A 15,680-nucleotide genomic window follows, 5' to 3' on the forward strand; every position below is an offset into this window, starting at 1 on the left:
CTCGGCTCGCCCCCCACGGGCAGCACCCCACCGCAACCCCGGCGCCCCCTGGGCGCGCCACGCACCCCAAGGACCCCATGGTTCCCGCACCGGCCCCGCACCCCGTCCCCTTCCGTCGCGAGCACGACCTGCTCGGCGACCGGGACGTCCCCGCCGACGCCTACTGGGGCGTCCACACCCTGCGCGCCACCGAGAACTTCACCGTCACCGGCACGCCCATCTCCGTCTACCCGCTCCTGATCGACGCGCTCGCCGCCGTCAAGGAGGCAGCCGCCCGCGCCAACGAGGAACTGGGGCTGCTGCCCGCCGACAAGGCCGCCGCCATCGCCGGCGCCTGCCGGGAGATCCGTGCGGGACGGCTCCACGACCAGTTCGTCGTGGACGTCGTCCAGGGCGGCGCCGGCACCTCCACCAACATGAACGCCAACGAGGTCGTCGCCAACCGCGCCCTGGAACTCCTCGGCCACACCAGGGGCGACTACGACCGCCTCCACCCCAACGAGGACGTCAACCTCGGCCAGTCCACCAACGACGTCTACCCGACCGCCATCCGCATCGCGGCGATCGGCGCCGCCCGCGAACTCCTCCTCGCCATGGCCGTGCTCCAGGACGCCTTCGCCGCCAAGGCCCTGGAGTTCCGCGACGTCGTCAAGATGGGCCGCACCCAGCTCCAGGACGCGGTGCCCATGACACTGGGCCAGGAGTTCTCCACGTACGCCGTGATGCTGGAGGAGGACCGCAGCCGGCTCGCCGAGGCCGTCGAGCTCATCCACGAGATCAACCTCGGGGCGACCGCCATCGGCACCGGCCTCAACGCCGCCCCCGGCTACGCCGAGACCGCCCGCCGCAACCTCGCCGAGCTGACCGGCCTGCCGCTCGTCACCTCCGCCAACCTGATCGAGGCCACCCAGGACTGCGGTGCCTTCGTCCAGCTCTCCGGGGTCCTCAAGCGCATCGCGGTCAAGCTCTCCAAGACCTGCAACGACCTGCGGCTGCTGTCCTCGGGGCCGCGCGCCGGGCTCAACGAGATCAACCTGCCGCCGGTCCAGGCCGGTTCCAGCATCATGCCCGGCAAGGTCAACCCGGTGATCCCCGAGGTCGTCAACCAGGTCGCCTTCGAGGTGATCGGCAACGACATCACCATCACCATGGCCGCCGAGGCCGGGCAGCTCCAGCTCAACGCCTTCGAGCCGGTGATCTTCCACGCCCTGTCGAAGAGCCTCCTCTCCCTGCGCGCCGCCTGCCTGACCCTCGCCGACCGCTGCGTCAGCGGCATCACCGCCAACACCGAGGCGCTCCGGGCGGCCGTCGAGAACTCCATCGGCCTCGCCACCGCGCTCAACCCGCACCTCGGCTACACCGCCGCCACCGCCATCGCGCAGGAGGCGCTCGCCACCGGGCGCGGGGTCGTCGAACTCACCCTGGAGAAGGGCCTGCTGCCCGCCGAACGCCTCGCCGAGCTGCTCACCCCCGAGCGCCTCACCGGCGCGCCGGGCCCGGCCCTGGCCTGACCTCCCCGCCTCCTCGGCCCCCGGTACGGGCGACGGGCCCACGCCCGAGGTATCCGGGGCCGAGGAGGCCACGCATGACCCACGTTCCGACGGCATCCGTTCGAGAGGTGTACCCGAGCTGAAGTTACCCGTCGGTTTCTCGTGACTTCCCCGATAGTCGACAGTAGAACATGTTCCCATTCGCCCCTGAGTGAGGAACATCACATGAGCGAACTCCCCCTGCCCGCAAGGGGAATCGGTGGCGTCAGCCGCCGCCGATTCCTCGCGGGAACAGGTTCTGTTCTCGGTGCCGCCGCCCTCGTCGGCCACGGCACCCCGGCCCACGCCGAAGCCCGCCTCGCCGACACCCCCATCCCCACCGGCGCCCACGTGCCCGCCCTCGTCATCGGCACCGGATACGGCGGCTCCGTGGCCGCCCTCCGGCTCGCCCGCGCGGGCGTCGCCGTCCACATGGTCGAGATGGGCATGGCCTGGGACACCCCGGGACCGGACGGCAAGATCTTCGCCAACACCACCCGCCCCGACTACCGCTCCTTCTGGCTGCGGACCCGCACCAAGCAGCCCCTGAGCAACTTCCTCGGCTTCCCCCTCGACAAGGACGTCCCGCGGCACACGGGCATCCTCGACGCCGAGGACTTCGCCGGCATCACCGTCTACCAGGGCAGGGGCGTCGGTGGCGGCTCCCTCGTCAACGGCGGCATGGCCGTCACTCCCCGCCGCGAGAACTTCGCGGCCATCCTCCCCACCGTCGACGCGGCCGAGATGTACGCGACCTACTACCCGCGCGCCAACGCGGGACTCGGCGTCACCGAGGTGGACCAGTCCTGGTGGGAGAGCGCCGCCTGCTACCAGTACGCCCGCGTCGGGCGCAAGCACGCCCAGCGCTCCGGCTTCCCGTTCGTGTTCGTCCCGAACGTCTACGACTGGGACTACATGAAGCAGGAGGCCGCCGGGGCCGTCCCGAAGTCCGCCCTCGACGGCGAGGTCATCTACGGCAACAACGCGGGCAAGAAGACCCTCCAGAAGACCTATCTGGCCCAGGCCGCCGCCACCGGCCGGGTCACCGTCTCCGCCCTGCACAGGGTCACCTCCGTCACGCCGGCGGCCGGCGGCGGCTACACCGTCGCCATCGACCAGATCGACACCACGGGCGCCACCCTCGCGAGCAAGACCGTCACCGCCGACAAGGTCTTCTTCGCCGCCGGAAGCATCGGCACGAGCAAGCTCCTCACCCGCCTCAAGGCCACCGGAGCCCTCCCCGCCCTCAACAACGAGATCGGCAAGGGCTGGGGCGACAACGGCAACGTCATGTGCGGCCGCGCCAACCACATGTGGGACCCCACGGGCAAGCTCCAGTCCGCCATGCCCACCGCGGGAATCGACAACTGGGACGCGGGCGGCGCCTTCGCCGAGGTCGCCCCGCTGCCCACCGGCATCGAGACCTACGCCTCCTTCTACCTCTCCATCACCAAGACCCCCCACCGGGCCGAGTTCACCTGGAACCCGGCCACCGGCAAGGTCGACCTGAGCTGGGACAGGGCCTGGAAGCAGACCTCCATCGACGCGGCGAAGACCATCTTCGACAAGATCAACTCCAAGGAGGGCACGATCTACCGCACCGACCTCTTCGGTGTGTACAAGATCTGGGGCGACCACCTCACGTACCACCCGCTCGGGGGCGCGGTCCTGGGCAAGGCGACCGACAACCACGGACGCCTCCACGGCTACTCCGGGCTGTACGTCATCGACGGATCCCTGATCCCCGGAAACGCCAGCGTCAACCCGTTCGTCACCATCACGGCCCTCGCCGAACGCAACATCGAACGGATCGTCGCCGAGGACTTCTGAGCCCGCGGCGCGACACGAGCACGTCGAACGGGGAAGGGCCGGCCGGGAACCACCCGGCCGGCCCTTCCCCGCGCACTCGGCGCGTCGGCAGCACGCGCACTCAGTGCGTCGGCAGCACGCACACCTCGTCGAGCCCGAGCACCCGGTTGAGCCGTCCGAACGCGAGCCACGAGCCCAGACTCATCGTCAGCTCCACGATCTCCGCCTGGCTGTACCGGGCCGTCATCCGCTCCCAGAACTCCTCGTCCAGACCGTGATGGTCCAGCGCGTACCGCTCCGCGTACTCGGCCGCCAGCCGCGTCCGCTCGTCGAAGCCCTCCGAGACCTCCGTCTCCCGCCAGGCCGCGACGACCTCGTCGAAGCCCTCCTCGACCTTCACCCCGTCCCGGTCGGTACGCCAGTCCAGGCAGAAGCCGCAGCCGTTGATCTGCGCGATCCGCAGCCGCGCCGCCTCGAACTCGCGCAGCCCCAGCGTCGTATGGGCGTACACCGACAGCGAGAAGTTCGCCGCAGCCGTCCCGATCTCCGGGACCATGTCGCCCCACACGTACCCGATCGGCTCCTGGCCCTCGGGAATGTCGATGATCACCGTGGTCTCCTTCCCAGCTTCCCGACCGCCGGCCGCAACGGCACGTCCAGCGCGTCGTACAGTCCCGGCTCCGCGGCCACCAGCCAGTCGATCGCCCCGACCAGCCTGCCCACCGCCGTCGCGTTCCCGCCCGCCGAGCGGTTCTCCCCCTCGGCGGTCGCCGCCACCGTCACCTCGATCCGGGGACTGCCCTCGACGATCACCCGGTGCGCCCCCGCCCCGTCCGGCGGCACCGGCCAGTCCGGCGCGCACGAGGGATGGATGCGGGTCACGTGCTCGATCACGATGCGGGGCTCCCCGGCGACGACGCCCTGCACCTCGAAGCGGATCGCTCCCTGGGTACCCGCCTCGAAGACGCCCATCGTCCGGGTCTTCACGGTCGACTCCAGCGGACGCCGGTGCACCGTCTCGCGGATCTCGTCGAGTTCGGCGCCGAGCGCGCGGGCCATCAGGCGTATCTGGCCGCCCCACACCATCGTCGGCACCGACGGCAGCAGCATCGGCGGCTCGTAGTCGAGCGGCCGGCCCATCCCGATCAGGTCCCGGACCGACTCCTCCTGCTCGTACGTCGAGTAGTCGAAGATCTCCTGGCAGCGGATCACGTCCACCGTGCTGCCGAGCCCGCTCACGAGCAGCGGCAGGACGTCGTTGCCCCAGCCCGGGTCGACCCCCGACACGAACAGCGAACCACCGCCCTCGGCGACCGCCGCGAGCACCGGATCCCGGAACTCGGGCGGCGCGTTGCGCTGGTCGTACAGCGGATACAGCGCGGGGGTGACCACCACCGCGCCCGTCCGCACCGCCCGCGCCACGTCGTCGAGCGCCCCGTCGGGCCGGGTGTCGCCGGAAGCCGCGTACACCACCGCCCCCGGCCGCCCGTCGAGCACCGCGCCCACATCGTCGACGGCCACGACCCCGAGGTCGCGGCCGAGCCCCGCGAGCCGGCCCGCGTCCCGTCCGACCTTCGCCGGATCGGAGACCAGCACGGCCGCGAGTTCCAGCCCTGGATGGGCGTCCACGGCACGGATCGCCGCGCGCCCGACATTTCCGGTACCCCACACCACCGTCCGAATCATGCGCGGAGGGTAGCGCCGGGCCCCGAAGGTTCCCAGACCCGTGACGCAACGATCTGACGAATCGTCAGATCGCGGTGCGGGCCGGGACGCGTCAGGTCAGCCGCAGCGTCACGAACGGCACCGTGTCGCCCGGCAGGACGTACCGCTCCACCTCGACGAAGCCGCGCGCGAGCGCGAACCGCAGCCCGTCCTCGTTCGAGGCGAGCACCACCGTCTCCACGCCCTCGTCGCTCAGCGTCCGCGCGTGCGCGAGCCCCCGGTCGTACAGTGCGGTCCCGACCCCCCGACCCCGGAAGCCAGGCAGCGTCCGCGCGATGACGGTCGCCGACGCGGTCTCCTCGTCGGGCGGCCGCACCGTCGAACAGCCCACCGCCACCTCGCCGAGATACGCGACCTCCAGCCGGTTCCGGCCCGCGCGCTCGCGCACCTCGTCGAGGGAGAGCAGGGCCGTCGGGATGATCGTGTTGTGGACGGCCCGCCAGTCCGCGAGCCGGGCCTCGCTCCGGGCCGGTTCGATACGAAGATCGTTCATGCGTGCAGGAAAGCGTGCCCCGTCCGGCCCGGTCAACCGCATGCGGGTGCGGAAGGCCGGCGAGGGCGGTCGCCACCGCTGGACGCGGCCGTACGGGTGAGGGCACCGGAACCGCCGCAGCGCCGCCCGCCGAACGGGTACGCATCCACGCATTGCCCCCGGCCAGGAGGATCCTTCCATGCCCGTCCACAAGGGCGCCCCCGCGCTGCTGAGCGCCGGCACGCTGTGCGCGGCCCTGCTGCTCAGCGGCTGCGCGAACACCGCGCCCCCGGCCCCCGCCGCACCCGCAGGGAAGGCCGCCGCCGCGACCGCAGGGGACTCCCGCCCCGCGGGCGCCCCGCCCGGCGCCGCACAAGGGGCCGCCGGGCCGGGCGAGCCGGCGAGCACCATCGCCTCCGAGCCCGCACCGGCGCCCAGGCTCCCCGGCGTCGGCCCCGCCACCCAGGCCCTCGTCCCCGACGGCACCACCCAGGCCCTCGTCGTCACCGGCGCCACCGCCGACGACAACTACTCCGTCGCGACCCTCTACGAGAAGGGCCCCGGCGGCCACTGGACCGAGTCGGCGGGGCCGTGGCCCACCCGCAACGCGCTACGGGGCTGGACCACCGACCACACGGCCGGCGACCTGCGCACCCCCATCGGGGTCTTCCGGCTCGGGGACGCGGGCGGCCGGCTGCCCGACCCGGGCTCCCGCCTCCCGTACGACCAGGACGACGAGTTCGCCATCAGCGGCACCGGCTTCCTCGGCGAACCCCTCGAAGGCTCCTTCGACCACGTGGTCGCCATCGACTACAACCGCGTCCCCGGCCGGACCCCGCTCGACAAGGAACGCCCGCTCGGCGCCGAGAAGGGCGGCGGGGTGTGGATCCACGTCGACCACGACGGCCCCACCCAGGCCTGCATCGCCCTCGAACGCGAGTCGCTGCGCGAACTCATCCGCGCCCTCGACCCGGCCAGGGAACCCGTCATCGTCATGGGCCCGACGCCCGAACTGACCCGCTGAACGCGGCAGGGGCCGGCCGGCGTGCCCGCCGGGCGCGGCGACGGGGCCGGACGCACCCTCGCCGTCCGGCCCCGTACCGCGCCGCCGTCGTCCTCCTCGGGCCGCGTACGCGCGCGTGCCCCTCAGTTCCCTCCGCCGGTGCCGACCGCCCCCCGGAATGGACCCGTGTGGAGACGGACCTGCTCCGGGGTCAGATACGCGTCGGTGTACTCGAAGTCCCGCAGCGTGCCCGACTTCGACGCCAGGAACCCGGTCCGTACGAAGTCGTCCCCGGCCACGGCGTTCAGCAGCCAGTTCGTCATCACCCGGGTCTTCGCCACGTTCGTCCGCAGCGCCGCCCAGTGATAGGCGCGGGCCACGGCCTGCGCCGGCGCCCCGTGCAGCTCCACACCGAGCGGCTTCGAGACCCCGTCCAGCCCGCCGAGGTCCACCACCAGACCCAGATCCTTGTGGATGTACGGGTGGGTCGGCTCGCCGCGCAGCGTCGAGACCAGGTTGTCGGCGAGGGCCTTGCCCTGCCGCATCGCGTGCTGGGCGGTCGGCGGGCAGATCGCGCCCTCCTCGCCCTTGGCGAGATCCGGCACCGCCGCCGCGTCTCCGAGGGCCCACACCCCGTCGAGCCCCGGCACGTTCATCTCGGCCGTGACCACGAGCCGCCCCCGGAACGTCTCCGCGCCGAGCGTGCCGATCAGCGGACTCGCCGCCACCCCGGCCGTCCAGATGAGCGTCCGGCTCGGCAGCACCCGCCCGTCCGTGAGCGTCACGGCGTCGTCGTCCACGGAGGCCACCGACACGCCCAGGGACACCTCGATACCGCGCTTGGTCAGGATGTCCATCGCGGCGGCGCCCAGCTTGTCGCCCAGCTCGGGCATCAGCTTCGGCGCGATGTCGACCAGATGCCACTTGATGAGCTTCGGGTCGATGCGGGGATACCGCTTGGCCGCGTGGTGGGTGAGCAGCTGGAGGCAGGCCGCCGTCTCCGTGCCCGCGTAACCACCGCCGACCACCACGAACCGCAGCCGCGCGGCCCGCTCCTCGTCGTCGTTGCTCGCGTCCGCCAGGTCGAGCTGCGCGATGACGTGGTCGCGGATGTACACGGCCTCGGCGAGCGTCTTCATCCCCCGCGCGTGCTCGGCGAGCCCCGGGATGTCGAAGCTGCGGGTCACGCTGCCGGGCGCGAGCACGAGATGGTCGTACGGCTCGGTCACGTACTCCCCGGCGATCGTGCGCACCACGCAGACCTTCGCCGCCGTGTCCACGCCGACCACACCGCCCGGCACGATCCGGGTGCGGTGCCGCTCGCTGCGGCGCAGCGACAGCGCGACCGACTGCGGGGTCAGGACCCCCGCCGCCACCTGGGGGAGCAGGGGCAGATACAGCTGGTACGAGAACGGTGAGAGGAGCGCGAGCTGCGCCTCCCGCTCCGCGAGGCGTCGTTCGAGCCGCCGTACACAGGCCACTCCGGCGAATCCGGCGCCCACCACGAGAATCCTCGGTCGCGTCACGCTGTCCGCCCTTCCGTATGAGCGTGCAAGAGGCCATCGGATATGGCTGAGTAAGCCGCATGTGGCAATTTTTCGCTGACTATCCGTGGTTCACCCTTTTTATCGTCATTGCGGCCGGATCGCTCCTCGGCATGGTCCGCTTCGGTCCGGTGAAGCTCGGCCCCGCCGGAGTCCTCTTCGCCGGTCTGCTCCTCGGCGCGCTCGACCCCGACATCGGCCCGGCCGTGCCCGCAGGACTCTCCGTCCTCGGCCTCGCCCTGTACGTGTACACCGTGGGTCTGGAGGCGGGTCCGGCCTTCTTCCGCGAACTCCGCCCCCAGCTCGCCGTGATGACCGGAGCCGTCGCCGCCCTCGTCGTCACCGCCCTCGTCGTCGGCCTCCTCGGCAGCAAGGTCTTCGACCTCGACGGCCCCTATCTCGCGGGCGGCTTCGCGGGCATCGGCACCACCACCCCCGGCCTCGCCGCCGCCCAGGCCTCCTCGCCCGACCCCGCCCAGCCCGCCACCGGCTACGCGATCGGCTACCCCCTCGCCGTGGTCCTCACCATCCTCTTCGTCTCGGCCGTCGCCGCCGCCCGCACCTGGCCCGGCCGCCGCGACCCCGGCTCCGGACTCCCCAGGGAACTCATCACCCGCACCGTCGACGTCACCCGGCCCCTCCGCTGGGCCGACGTCCCCGGCGCCACCGACGGCCGGCTCCTCGCCAGCGCCCACCGGCCTCTGGGCGGCACGCCCCGCGTCGCCCGCGACCTCGACACCCTCGCCCCAGGCGACCAGGTCGTCCTCGTCGGCGGACCCGAGGCCGTCGCCGCCGGCATCGCCGCCCTCGGCGCCCAGGCCTCCACCCACCTCCTCGACCGGCGCGACATCGTCGACTACCGCCGCATCCTGCTCACCAACCCCGACCTCGCCGGACACACCGTGGCGGAACTCGACCTCGGCGACCGCTACGGAGCCAAGGCCACCCGGGTCCGCCGCGGCGACCAGGACCTCCTGGCCCACGACGACCTGCTGCTCCAGCTCGACGACCGGGTCCGCGTCGCCATGCCCAGGGAACGCACCGCCGAGGTGACCGGCTTCCTCGGCGACACCGAGGCCAAGGTCAGCGAGGTCAGCGCCGTCAGCATGGGCCTCGGCCTCGCCGCCGGCTTCCTCATCGGCATCCCGAAGCTGACCGTCGGCTCCACCGTGCTGTCCCTCGGCACCGCCGCCGGACCCCTCGTCATGGCCATGGTCCTCGGCCGACTGCGCCGCACCGGCCCCCTCGTCTGGGTCCTGCCGACCCGCGCCAACCTCACGCTCCGCCAGATCGGCCTGCTGATCTTCCTCGCCTGCGTCGGCCTGACCTCGGGCTACGCCTTCCGCCGCGAGGCGTTCTCCCTCTTCGGCCTCAGGCTCCTCACGGTGCTCGTCATCGGCGCGGTGATCAGCTACGCCCTGATGGTGCTCGTCGCCCGGTTCCTCGGCCAGAGCAGACCCCGCACCATGGGGCTCCTCGCCGGGTACGTGGGCAACCCGGCCATCACCGCGTACGCCAACAGCCGTGTCTCCGACAGCCGGGTGAACACCGGCTACGCGACCCTGTTCGCCCTGGCCATCCTCGTCAAGATCGTCTGCATCCAGCTGATCGTGGGGCTCTGAGGCCCCGGCGCGACTCCGGTCGCAGCCGGGCCACGGCCGGGTTACGTTGCCGGAGGCCCGGCGCGGAGGCCGGACCCCCTCCCGGAAGGCGGAACCCGCATGACCACGTACCAGGTCGGCTACTTCGTCGGCAGCCTGTCGAAGGACTCCATCAACAGGATCCTCTCCCGGGCCCTCCTCCGCGTGGCGCCGCCGGAGCTGGAGTTCCAGGAGATCCCCATCAAGGACCTGCCGCTGTACAACCACGACTTCGACGCGGACTACCCGCCCGAGGGCCGGGCCCTCAAGGACGCCATCGCCGCTGTCGACGCCGTCCTCTTCGTCACCCCCGAGTACAACCGGTCCATTCCCGGCGGCCTCAAGAACGCCATCGACTGGGCCAGCCGCCCCTGGGGAACCAACTCCTTCACCCACAAGCCCTCGGCCGTCATCGGCGCCTCGCCCGGCAAGATCGGCACCGCCGTCGCCCAGCAGAGCCTCCGCTCGGTGCTGAGCTTCTGCAACTCCCCGCAGATGAACGCCCCCGAGGGCTACATCCAGTTCGTTCCGGGGCTCTTCACGCCGGACGGCGAGGTCACGGACCCGACGACCCAGCAGTTCCTGACCGACTTCATGGCCGACTTCAAGACCTTCATCGAACGGGTCACGACCGTCCTGCCCCAGCGCTGAACGGGGTCACAGGACCACGACCCCCAGGGGACGCGATCCCGCCTCGAGACGGCGGACGTCACCCGTGTCGAGGTCGACGACGCTCAGGCCGTCCCAGTACCCGTCGCGGGTGAACCCGCCGGTCACATACGCGGTGCGCCCGTCCTCGGAGACCGCCACGTCCTCGTGCGGCCCCTCCAGGGGGTAGACCCGCTCGGCGCCGCCGGGGGTCCTGACCGTCAGGGAGGGACCCTCGTCCTCGTCCGGGTCGATCGGTCCCGTGCCCACCGCCAGGAGGGTGCCGTCGGCGGTCACCGTGGCTCCGTGCTGGTGGGTGTTCGCCGTCATCGGCTCGACGGTCGTCCGGCCGGTCCGCGGGTCGACGACCGCGAGCCGCTCACCCTCGAAGGGCAGCAGCAGCTTGCCGTCCGACGGACGTACGGCCGTGTAGTGCGGCTTCAGCCAGGAACCGAGCCCGCCCTCCGTGCCGTACGGGGCGACCTCCACCCGGCGCGGTTCCAGCGTCGCCGCCTCGACGACGGTGACGTCGAAGGAGTCGTGGTTCGTCGCGTACACCTCGGCGCCGTCACGCGAGACGTCCACGTCGAAGGGGCGCCGGCCGACCGGCACCGTGTCCGTGACCCGCAGGGCCGACGTGTCGATCACCTCCAGGGTGCCGTTCCCGCCGGGCACATTGACCCCCACGTACACCCGGCGCCCGTCCGGCGCGAGGGCGATCCCCATGCCGCCGCCCCGGTACTCGCCCGTGGTCACGGGACCCGCGTCCGTCTCGTACGGGACGATCGCGAGCCGCCTCCGGGTCGTCGTGTCCACCACCGCCACCCCCTCGGCGGTCGCCACCCAGGCCCGCCCGTCCTCCCCGAGGACCAGACCGTAGGGAGCGGTGCCGACCTCGACCGAGCCGGTCGCACCCCGCGCGGGGTCGACGAACGTCACCGTGTCGGAGCCGAAGTCGGCGACCAGAAGCGTGCCCGGCGCGGGCTCTCCGGTCGGGGCCGGCCCCACGGTGACGGAGGAGCCGGCGGTGGGCGGCGCGCCGGTGGGGGCCACCCCGGCCGGCGAGGCCGATCCCGCCGCGGAGGACGCCCCACCGGACCCCTGCGCGCATCCGGCGAGCAGGACCACGGCCACGGCTCCGGGCAGGAGCACCCGGGCGGAACGGGACGCAGGGCGGTACTTCGTCATGACGGACTCCTCGGTACGGCGGACCCGGGCGGCCCGTCCGAGGACGGGCCGCACCCCGCACCGATCCTCCGCCCGCACACGGCCGCGCACGGTCCGACGGCCGGCCCCGACCCGGCGGCGGGACGGACGACACCGGGATCGACCGATCGGCTGACCCCGTAGTGCTCCCGACGCTGTCCCCGCGCTCCGTCCGCCCGTACCGTGACGGGATGACCGAACCCTGGCAGGAGTCGGCCCCCGGCGTCCTGAGACTTCCCTCCGGACGGCTGGTGCGCGGCCGCGCCCTGCGCCGCCCGCTTCCCGTGGGGCCCCGGCCGACCTACGCCGTCCACCTGCTCGGCAGGAGCGCGCCCGAGGTCCCGTGGGAGTCGGTGTGGCTCCGCTGGCCGGACTTCCGCCTCCCCGCGGACCGTCCCACGGCCCGGGCCGTCCTCACCGAGGCCTGGGAACGCGCTGCCGACGAACGGGTCGAGATCGCCTGCGGAGGCGGGCGGGGCCGCACCGGCACCGCCCTGGCCTGCCTCGCCGTCCTCGACGGGGTCCCGGCCGACGAGGCCGTCGACCACGTCCGCCGTCACTACGACCGGCACGCCGTCGAGACCCCCTGGCAGCGCCGCTACGTCCGCCGCTTCAGCGCTTGACGGCGTCCAGGAAGCAGACCGTCCGCTCCAGGCACAGCGCGGTCGCCTCCGGCGCGAAGGACGGCGTCCCGCGCTCGGCGAACAGATGCGCGGTCCCCGGGTACAGGAAGAGTCTGCGGTCCGCCGCGTCCGCCACCAGCGCGCGGGCGGCCGCCAGATCGCCCTCGTCGACGAAGAAGGGGTCGGCGTCCATCCCGTGGACCTGGGCGGGGACGCCCTCCGGCCAGGCGGAGCCGAACTCCGACACGGGCAGGCAGGCGCCGAACAGCAGGGCGCCGAGCGCCCCGGCCCGGGTCTGCGCCAGCTTCTGGGCGGGCAGCACACCGAGCGAGAACCCGGCGTAGACGAGGGCGTCGGGCAGCTCCGCGGCCGCCCGCTCCCCGCGCGCCACGAGCGTGCCGAAGCCGATCTCCTGGGCGTACCCGACGCCGGCCCCGAGGTCCGTGAAGGTCCGGCCCTCGTACAGGTCGGGCGTGTGCACCGTGTGCCCCGCCCGCCGCAGCTCCTCGGCGAACCCGACCACTCCCTCGGTCAGCCCGAGCGAGTGGTGGAAGAGCAGAACCTCGGCCATGTCGTCATCCCCAGTCGTCCGTACATGGCCCGCCCCACCGCGGCACGGGCCGATCGCAGCAGCATGACCCACGGCACTGACAACGCCCGGCAGACGGCGCACGGGCCGGGGCACCGAGCGGGATCGGGGTGGACGGCGGGCCGGCCGACGACCGTGAACGGTGCCGGCGGGCCGGGGCCGGCCGGAAGCGTGACGGACGGCCCCGTACGGTCGGCTAGCGCATCGGCCGGTGCGGCAGGACGGCGCCCGCCTGGCCCACGACACCCGCGGGTCCGCCGACGCCCATCGGGCCCCCGACGCCGGAGGGCTGGACGGCACCCTGGTGCGCGACGGCGACGACGCCCTGGTGGGATCCCGGGTGCGCGCCCGCTCCCGCGTGCGCGACGACACCCTGCTGCGGCCCCTGGACCCCCTGCGGCGGCACCTGGATGACCCGGCTCAGGTCCCGCAGAACCTCCTCGGCGATCTGGCGGACGTCACCCGGAACATCCCCCCGCTCCCGTATGAGCTCGGCGTAGATCGGTGCCGTGCCGTCCGCGTGGTTCATGGGGCTCGCTTCCTTCGTCTGCGCCGGTGACGTCACCGGCGGGGAGACGGCGAGTCTACGGGGCACCACCGACACACCCCGGAGCGAGGCCCCGGACGCCACCCCCGCCGCATCCCCACCGCGCCGGAAAATCGCTGTTCCCCACGCCTCCCACCACGGAGAATGGATCACCGAACACCCGGGAGGGACCCCATGAGCCAGGCGACCCTGACTCTGCACGACCTGATGCCGTCCGACGAGCTCACCGCCGCACTCGCGGACGGGCACGTCACGCGCAAGCGGCACCCCCGGCTGCCGCTGTCGATCTACACGTACACGCGCGCGTGCCAGTACGCCCAGCACTGGAACGAGGCGACCACCCGCTGCCGCGGACTCGTCGCCGACGACGCCACCGGACGGATCGTCGCGCTGCCCCTCCCCAAGTTCTTCAACGTCTCGGAACACGCCGCCGGCCGTCCCTACGCCCCGGCGCTGCCCGACGAGCCGTTCGAGGTGTACGACAAGGTCGACGGCAGCCTCGGCGTGGTCTTCCACTACGACGACCGCTGGCACGTCGCCTCCAAGGGCTCCTTCACCAGCACCCAGGCCACCTGGGCGCAGCGCCGGCTCGACGCGGCCGACACCGCGGGCCTGACGCCCGGCGTCACGTACCTCGCCGAGATCCTCTACCCGGGCAACCGCATCGTCGTGAACTACGGCGAGCGCCGCGACCTCGTCCTGCTCGCCGCCTTCGGCCGGGACGGCACCGAGGTCCCGCTCGCCGAGGCCGCCACCGGCTGGCAGCCCGTCGGTTCCGTCGTCCGCACCTGGCCCGCCATGGACATCGCCGAGCTCCTCGCCCTGACCGAGTCCAACACGCTCCCCGGCGGCCACCGGGCCACCGGCACCGACGCCGAGGGCTTCGTCCTGCGCTTCGCCTCCGGCCTGCGCGCCAAGGCCAAGCTCGCCGAGTACGTACGCCTCCACAAGGTGCTCACCGGTGTCACCGAGCGCGACATCTGGCGCGGCCACGGCATCCAGCGCTTCGCCGCGCTCCCGGCCGGCGAACTCGCCAAGGGCCTCGGCTGCTCCGTGTCCGAGGTCGAGGCCGACGGCGGCAAGCCGCTCGACGCCCTCCTCGAACAGGTGCCGGACGAGTTCGACGCCTGGGTGCGCGAGGTGATCGACGGCCTCGAAGCCGCGGCCGCCGAGCGCGAGCGGGCCGTCGACGAGGCGTACACCCGCCTGGCCCACCTCGCCGACGACCGGGGCGCCTTCGCCCGCGCCGCGGCCGGGGTGCCCGACCGCGGCCTGCGCGCCGCCCTGTTCCTGCGCCTCGACGGGCGCCCCACCGACCTCCTCCTCTGGCGGCAGCTGCGCCCCGAGGCCGCCGACCCCTTCGCCCACGACCAGGAGAACTGACCGTGCCTGTCGTCCATGTCATGACCGGCCTCCCGGCCTCCGGGAAGACGACGGCCGCCCGCGCCCTCCAGGCGGCCGCCGAGGGACGCGTGCGGCGCGTCAACCTCGACGACCTCCGCTCCATGCTCGACGTCCCCTCGCCGGACCGCGGCCGCTCCCACAAGCACGAGCAGACCGTGCTCGGCATCCAGGACTCGGCCGTCCGCGCCGCCGTCGACGACGGCTTCGACGTCGTCGTCGACAACACCCATCTGACCCCGCACATCCCGAAGCGGCTGAAGGCCGCCGTGGGGGGCCTCGCCACCTTCGCCGTCCACGACTTCACCGACGTCCCCGTCGACGAGTGCGTGCGCCGCGACGCCGCCCGCGAGCGACCCGTCGGCGAGGAGATCATCCGCATCCTCGCCGAGAAGCACGCCAAGGCCACCCGTGGCGGCTGGCGGCTCACCGCGGACTGGCTCAACGACCGCCCCACGGTCGGCGAGCCCTACGTCCCCGACCCGAGCCTCCCCACCGCCGTCATGTGTGACATCGACGGCACCCTCGCCCTCCGCGTCGACCGGGGCCCGTACGACTTCAGGTACTGCGACCGCGACCTGCTCAACGTCTCGGTGCGGGACGCCCTGCGCGCCTTCCGGCACACCGAGCGGGACCGGATCGTGCTGCTGTCCGGCCGCAGCGAGGACCACCGCGCGATCACCGAGTCCTGGCTCGCCCACCACGAGGTGCCGTACGACGAGCTGTGGATGCGTGCGTCCGGTGACGGCCGCGGCGACGACCTCGTGAAGGCCGAACTCTTCGACGCCCGGGTGCGCCACCGGTACAACGTCCGCGTCTCGCTCGACGACCGTGACCGCGTGGTCGCCCTCTGGCGCCGGATGGGCCTGCCCACCTGGCAGGTCAACTACGGCGACTTCTGACCCACGACGGCCGGCGGGGACGGGGGCGGGACCACCCACCCC

General features: G+C 73.0%; 15 protein-coding genes. 8 read left to right on the forward strand and 7 right to left on the reverse strand.

Going from position 1 to position 15,680, the window contains the following annotated elements; genetic code table 11:
- Nucleotides 1–77: 77 nt before the first annotated feature.
- Entirely contained in the window at nt 78–1,511 is a 1,434-nt protein-coding gene (locus ACIP84_RS10500; RefSeq protein WP_355958535.1) for an aspartate ammonia-lyase, read from the forward strand.
- A 204-nt stretch (nt 1,512–1,715) separates the two neighbouring features.
- Nucleotides 1,716–3,359, forward strand: a complete 1,644-nt coding sequence (locus tag ACIP84_RS10505; RefSeq protein ID WP_401796979.1) for a GMC oxidoreductase — start codon at nt 1,716–1,718, stop codon at nt 3,357–3,359.
- Nucleotides 3,360–3,459: 100 nt separating this feature from the next.
- On the opposite strand, the gene ACIP84_RS10510 is transcribed toward ACIP84_RS10505, so the two are convergent.
- The 3 genes from ACIP84_RS10510 to ACIP84_RS10520 form a co-directional block, all read right to left on the reverse strand.
- A complete protein-coding gene (locus ACIP84_RS10510) occupies nt 3,460–3,948 on the reverse strand; it encodes a carboxymuconolactone decarboxylase family protein (RefSeq protein ID WP_073902518.1) in 489 nt (162 codons plus the stop codon).
- Nucleotides 3,945–5,024 (reverse strand): dihydrodipicolinate reductase, encoded by a 1,080-nt coding sequence (locus tag ACIP84_RS10515; RefSeq protein ID WP_401796982.1) that lies wholly within the window; start codon nt 5,022–5,024, stop codon nt 3,945–3,947. Before ACIP84_RS10515 ends, ACIP84_RS10510 begins: the two co-directional genes overlap by 4 nt.
- Before the next feature lie 91 nt (nt 5,025–5,115).
- Complete coding sequence (locus ACIP84_RS10520; protein WP_401796985.1) at nt 5,116–5,556, reverse strand: GNAT family N-acetyltransferase; 441 nt, start codon at nt 5,554–5,556, stop codon at nt 5,116–5,118.
- Between the two features lie 178 nt (nt 5,557–5,734).
- Between ACIP84_RS10520 and ACIP84_RS10525 the strand changes: the two genes are divergently transcribed.
- Nucleotides 5,735–6,559: a hypothetical protein gene (locus ACIP84_RS10525; RefSeq protein WP_401796988.1), complete on the forward strand. Its 825-nt coding sequence runs from the start codon at nt 5,735–5,737 to the stop codon at nt 6,557–6,559.
- Nucleotides 6,560–6,681: 122 nt separating this feature from the next.
- On the opposite strand, the gene ACIP84_RS10530 is transcribed toward ACIP84_RS10525, so the two are convergent.
- Nucleotides 6,682–8,064 carry an NAD(P)/FAD-dependent oxidoreductase gene (locus ACIP84_RS10530; RefSeq protein WP_401796991.1) on the reverse strand — a complete coding sequence of 461 codons (1,383 nt, stop codon included), beginning with the start codon at nt 8,062–8,064 and terminating at the stop codon, nt 6,682–6,684.
- A gap of 59 nt (nt 8,065–8,123) precedes the next feature.
- Between ACIP84_RS10530 and ACIP84_RS10535 the strand changes: the two genes are divergently transcribed.
- Nucleotides 8,124–9,704, forward strand: coding sequence for an aspartate:alanine exchanger family transporter (locus tag ACIP84_RS10535; RefSeq protein WP_401796994.1), 1,581 nt, complete (start codon nt 8,124–8,126; stop codon nt 9,702–9,704).
- 99 nt (nt 9,705–9,803) lie between these two features.
- Complete coding sequence (locus ACIP84_RS10540; RefSeq protein ID WP_355958523.1) at nt 9,804–10,373, forward strand: NADPH-dependent FMN reductase; 570 nt, start codon at nt 9,804–9,806, stop codon at nt 10,371–10,373.
- A 6-nt stretch (nt 10,374–10,379) separates the two neighbouring features.
- Here the strand turns inward: ACIP84_RS10540 and ACIP84_RS10545 are convergent, their stop codons facing one another.
- Nucleotides 10,380–11,558: a hypothetical protein gene (locus ACIP84_RS10545; protein ID WP_401796995.1), complete on the reverse strand. Its 1,179-nt coding sequence runs from the start codon at nt 11,556–11,558 to the stop codon at nt 10,380–10,382.
- A 209-nt stretch (nt 11,559–11,767) separates the two neighbouring features.
- Between ACIP84_RS10545 and ACIP84_RS10550 the strand changes: the two genes are divergently transcribed.
- On the forward strand, nt 11,768–12,199 hold the full coding sequence (locus ACIP84_RS10550; RefSeq protein ID WP_401796998.1) for a protein phosphatase: 432 nt from the start codon (nt 11,768–11,770) through the stop codon (nt 12,197–12,199).
- Here the strand turns inward: ACIP84_RS10550 and ACIP84_RS10555 are convergent.
- Nucleotides 12,189–12,770 carry a dienelactone hydrolase family protein gene (locus ACIP84_RS10555; protein ID WP_401797001.1) on the reverse strand — a complete coding sequence of 194 codons (582 nt, stop codon included), beginning with the start codon at nt 12,768–12,770 and terminating at the stop codon, nt 12,189–12,191. The two genes, ACIP84_RS10550 and ACIP84_RS10555, sit on opposite strands and share 11 nt — an antisense overlap.
- A gap of 214 nt (nt 12,771–12,984) precedes the next feature.
- Nucleotides 12,985–13,317 (reverse strand): hypothetical protein, encoded by a 333-nt coding sequence (locus tag ACIP84_RS10560; protein WP_355958515.1) that lies wholly within the window; start codon nt 13,315–13,317, stop codon nt 12,985–12,987.
- 192 nt (nt 13,318–13,509) lie between these two features.
- Here ACIP84_RS10560 and ACIP84_RS10565 point away from each other — a divergent pair, with 192 nt between their 5' ends.
- Nucleotides 13,510–14,718, forward strand: a complete 1,209-nt coding sequence (locus tag ACIP84_RS10565; protein WP_401797004.1) for an RNA ligase — start codon at nt 13,510–13,512, stop codon at nt 14,716–14,718.
- A 2-nt stretch (nt 14,719–14,720) separates the two neighbouring features.
- Nucleotides 14,721–15,638 carry an AAA family ATPase gene (locus ACIP84_RS10570; RefSeq protein WP_401797007.1) on the forward strand — a complete coding sequence of 306 codons (918 nt, stop codon included), beginning with the start codon at nt 14,721–14,723 and terminating at the stop codon, nt 15,636–15,638.
- Nucleotides 15,639–15,680: the final 42 nt, after the last annotated feature.

The sequence above is a fragment of the Streptomyces sp. NPDC088707 genome (genome assembly GCF_044752725.1).
Taxonomy (GTDB): domain Bacteria; phylum Actinomycetota; class Actinomycetes; order Streptomycetales; family Streptomycetaceae; genus Streptomyces.

What these genes read in the sequence shown, in the direction of transcription:
- ACIP84_RS10500 (WP_355958535.1), top strand. Translation starts at nt 78, where the DNA reads ATGGTTCCCGCACCGGCCCCGCACCCCGTCCCCTTCCGTCGCGAGCAC.
- ACIP84_RS10505 (WP_401796979.1), top strand. Translation starts at nt 1,716, where the DNA reads ATGAGCGAACTCCCCCTGCCCGCAAGGGGAATCGGTGGCGTCAGCCGC.
- ACIP84_RS10515 (WP_401796982.1), bottom strand. Translation starts at nt 5,024, where the DNA reads ATGATTCGGACGGTGGTGTGGGGTACCGGAAATGTCGGGCGCGCGGCG.
- ACIP84_RS10520 (WP_401796985.1), bottom strand. Translation starts at nt 5,556, where the DNA reads ATGAACGATCTTCGTATCGAACCGGCCCGGAGCGAGGCCCGGCTCGCG.
- ACIP84_RS10525 (WP_401796988.1), top strand. Translation starts at nt 5,735, where the DNA reads ATGCCCGTCCACAAGGGCGCCCCCGCGCTGCTGAGCGCCGGCACGCTG.
- ACIP84_RS10535 (WP_401796994.1), top strand. Translation starts at nt 8,124, where the DNA reads ATGTGGCAATTTTTCGCTGACTATCCGTGGTTCACCCTTTTTATCGTC.
- ACIP84_RS10540 (WP_355958523.1), top strand. Translation starts at nt 9,804, where the DNA reads ATGACCACGTACCAGGTCGGCTACTTCGTCGGCAGCCTGTCGAAGGAC.
- ACIP84_RS10545 (WP_401796995.1), bottom strand. Translation starts at nt 11,558, where the DNA reads ATGACGAAGTACCGCCCTGCGTCCCGTTCCGCCCGGGTGCTCCTGCCC.
- ACIP84_RS10550 (WP_401796998.1), top strand. Translation starts at nt 11,768, where the DNA reads ATGACCGAACCCTGGCAGGAGTCGGCCCCCGGCGTCCTGAGACTTCCC.
- ACIP84_RS10555 (WP_401797001.1), bottom strand. Translation starts at nt 12,770, where the DNA reads ATGGCCGAGGTTCTGCTCTTCCACCACTCGCTCGGGCTGACCGAGGGA.
- ACIP84_RS10560 (WP_355958515.1), bottom strand. Translation starts at nt 13,317, where the DNA reads ATGAACCACGCGGACGGCACGGCACCGATCTACGCCGAGCTCATACGG.
- ACIP84_RS10565 (WP_401797004.1), top strand. Translation starts at nt 13,510, where the DNA reads ATGAGCCAGGCGACCCTGACTCTGCACGACCTGATGCCGTCCGACGAG.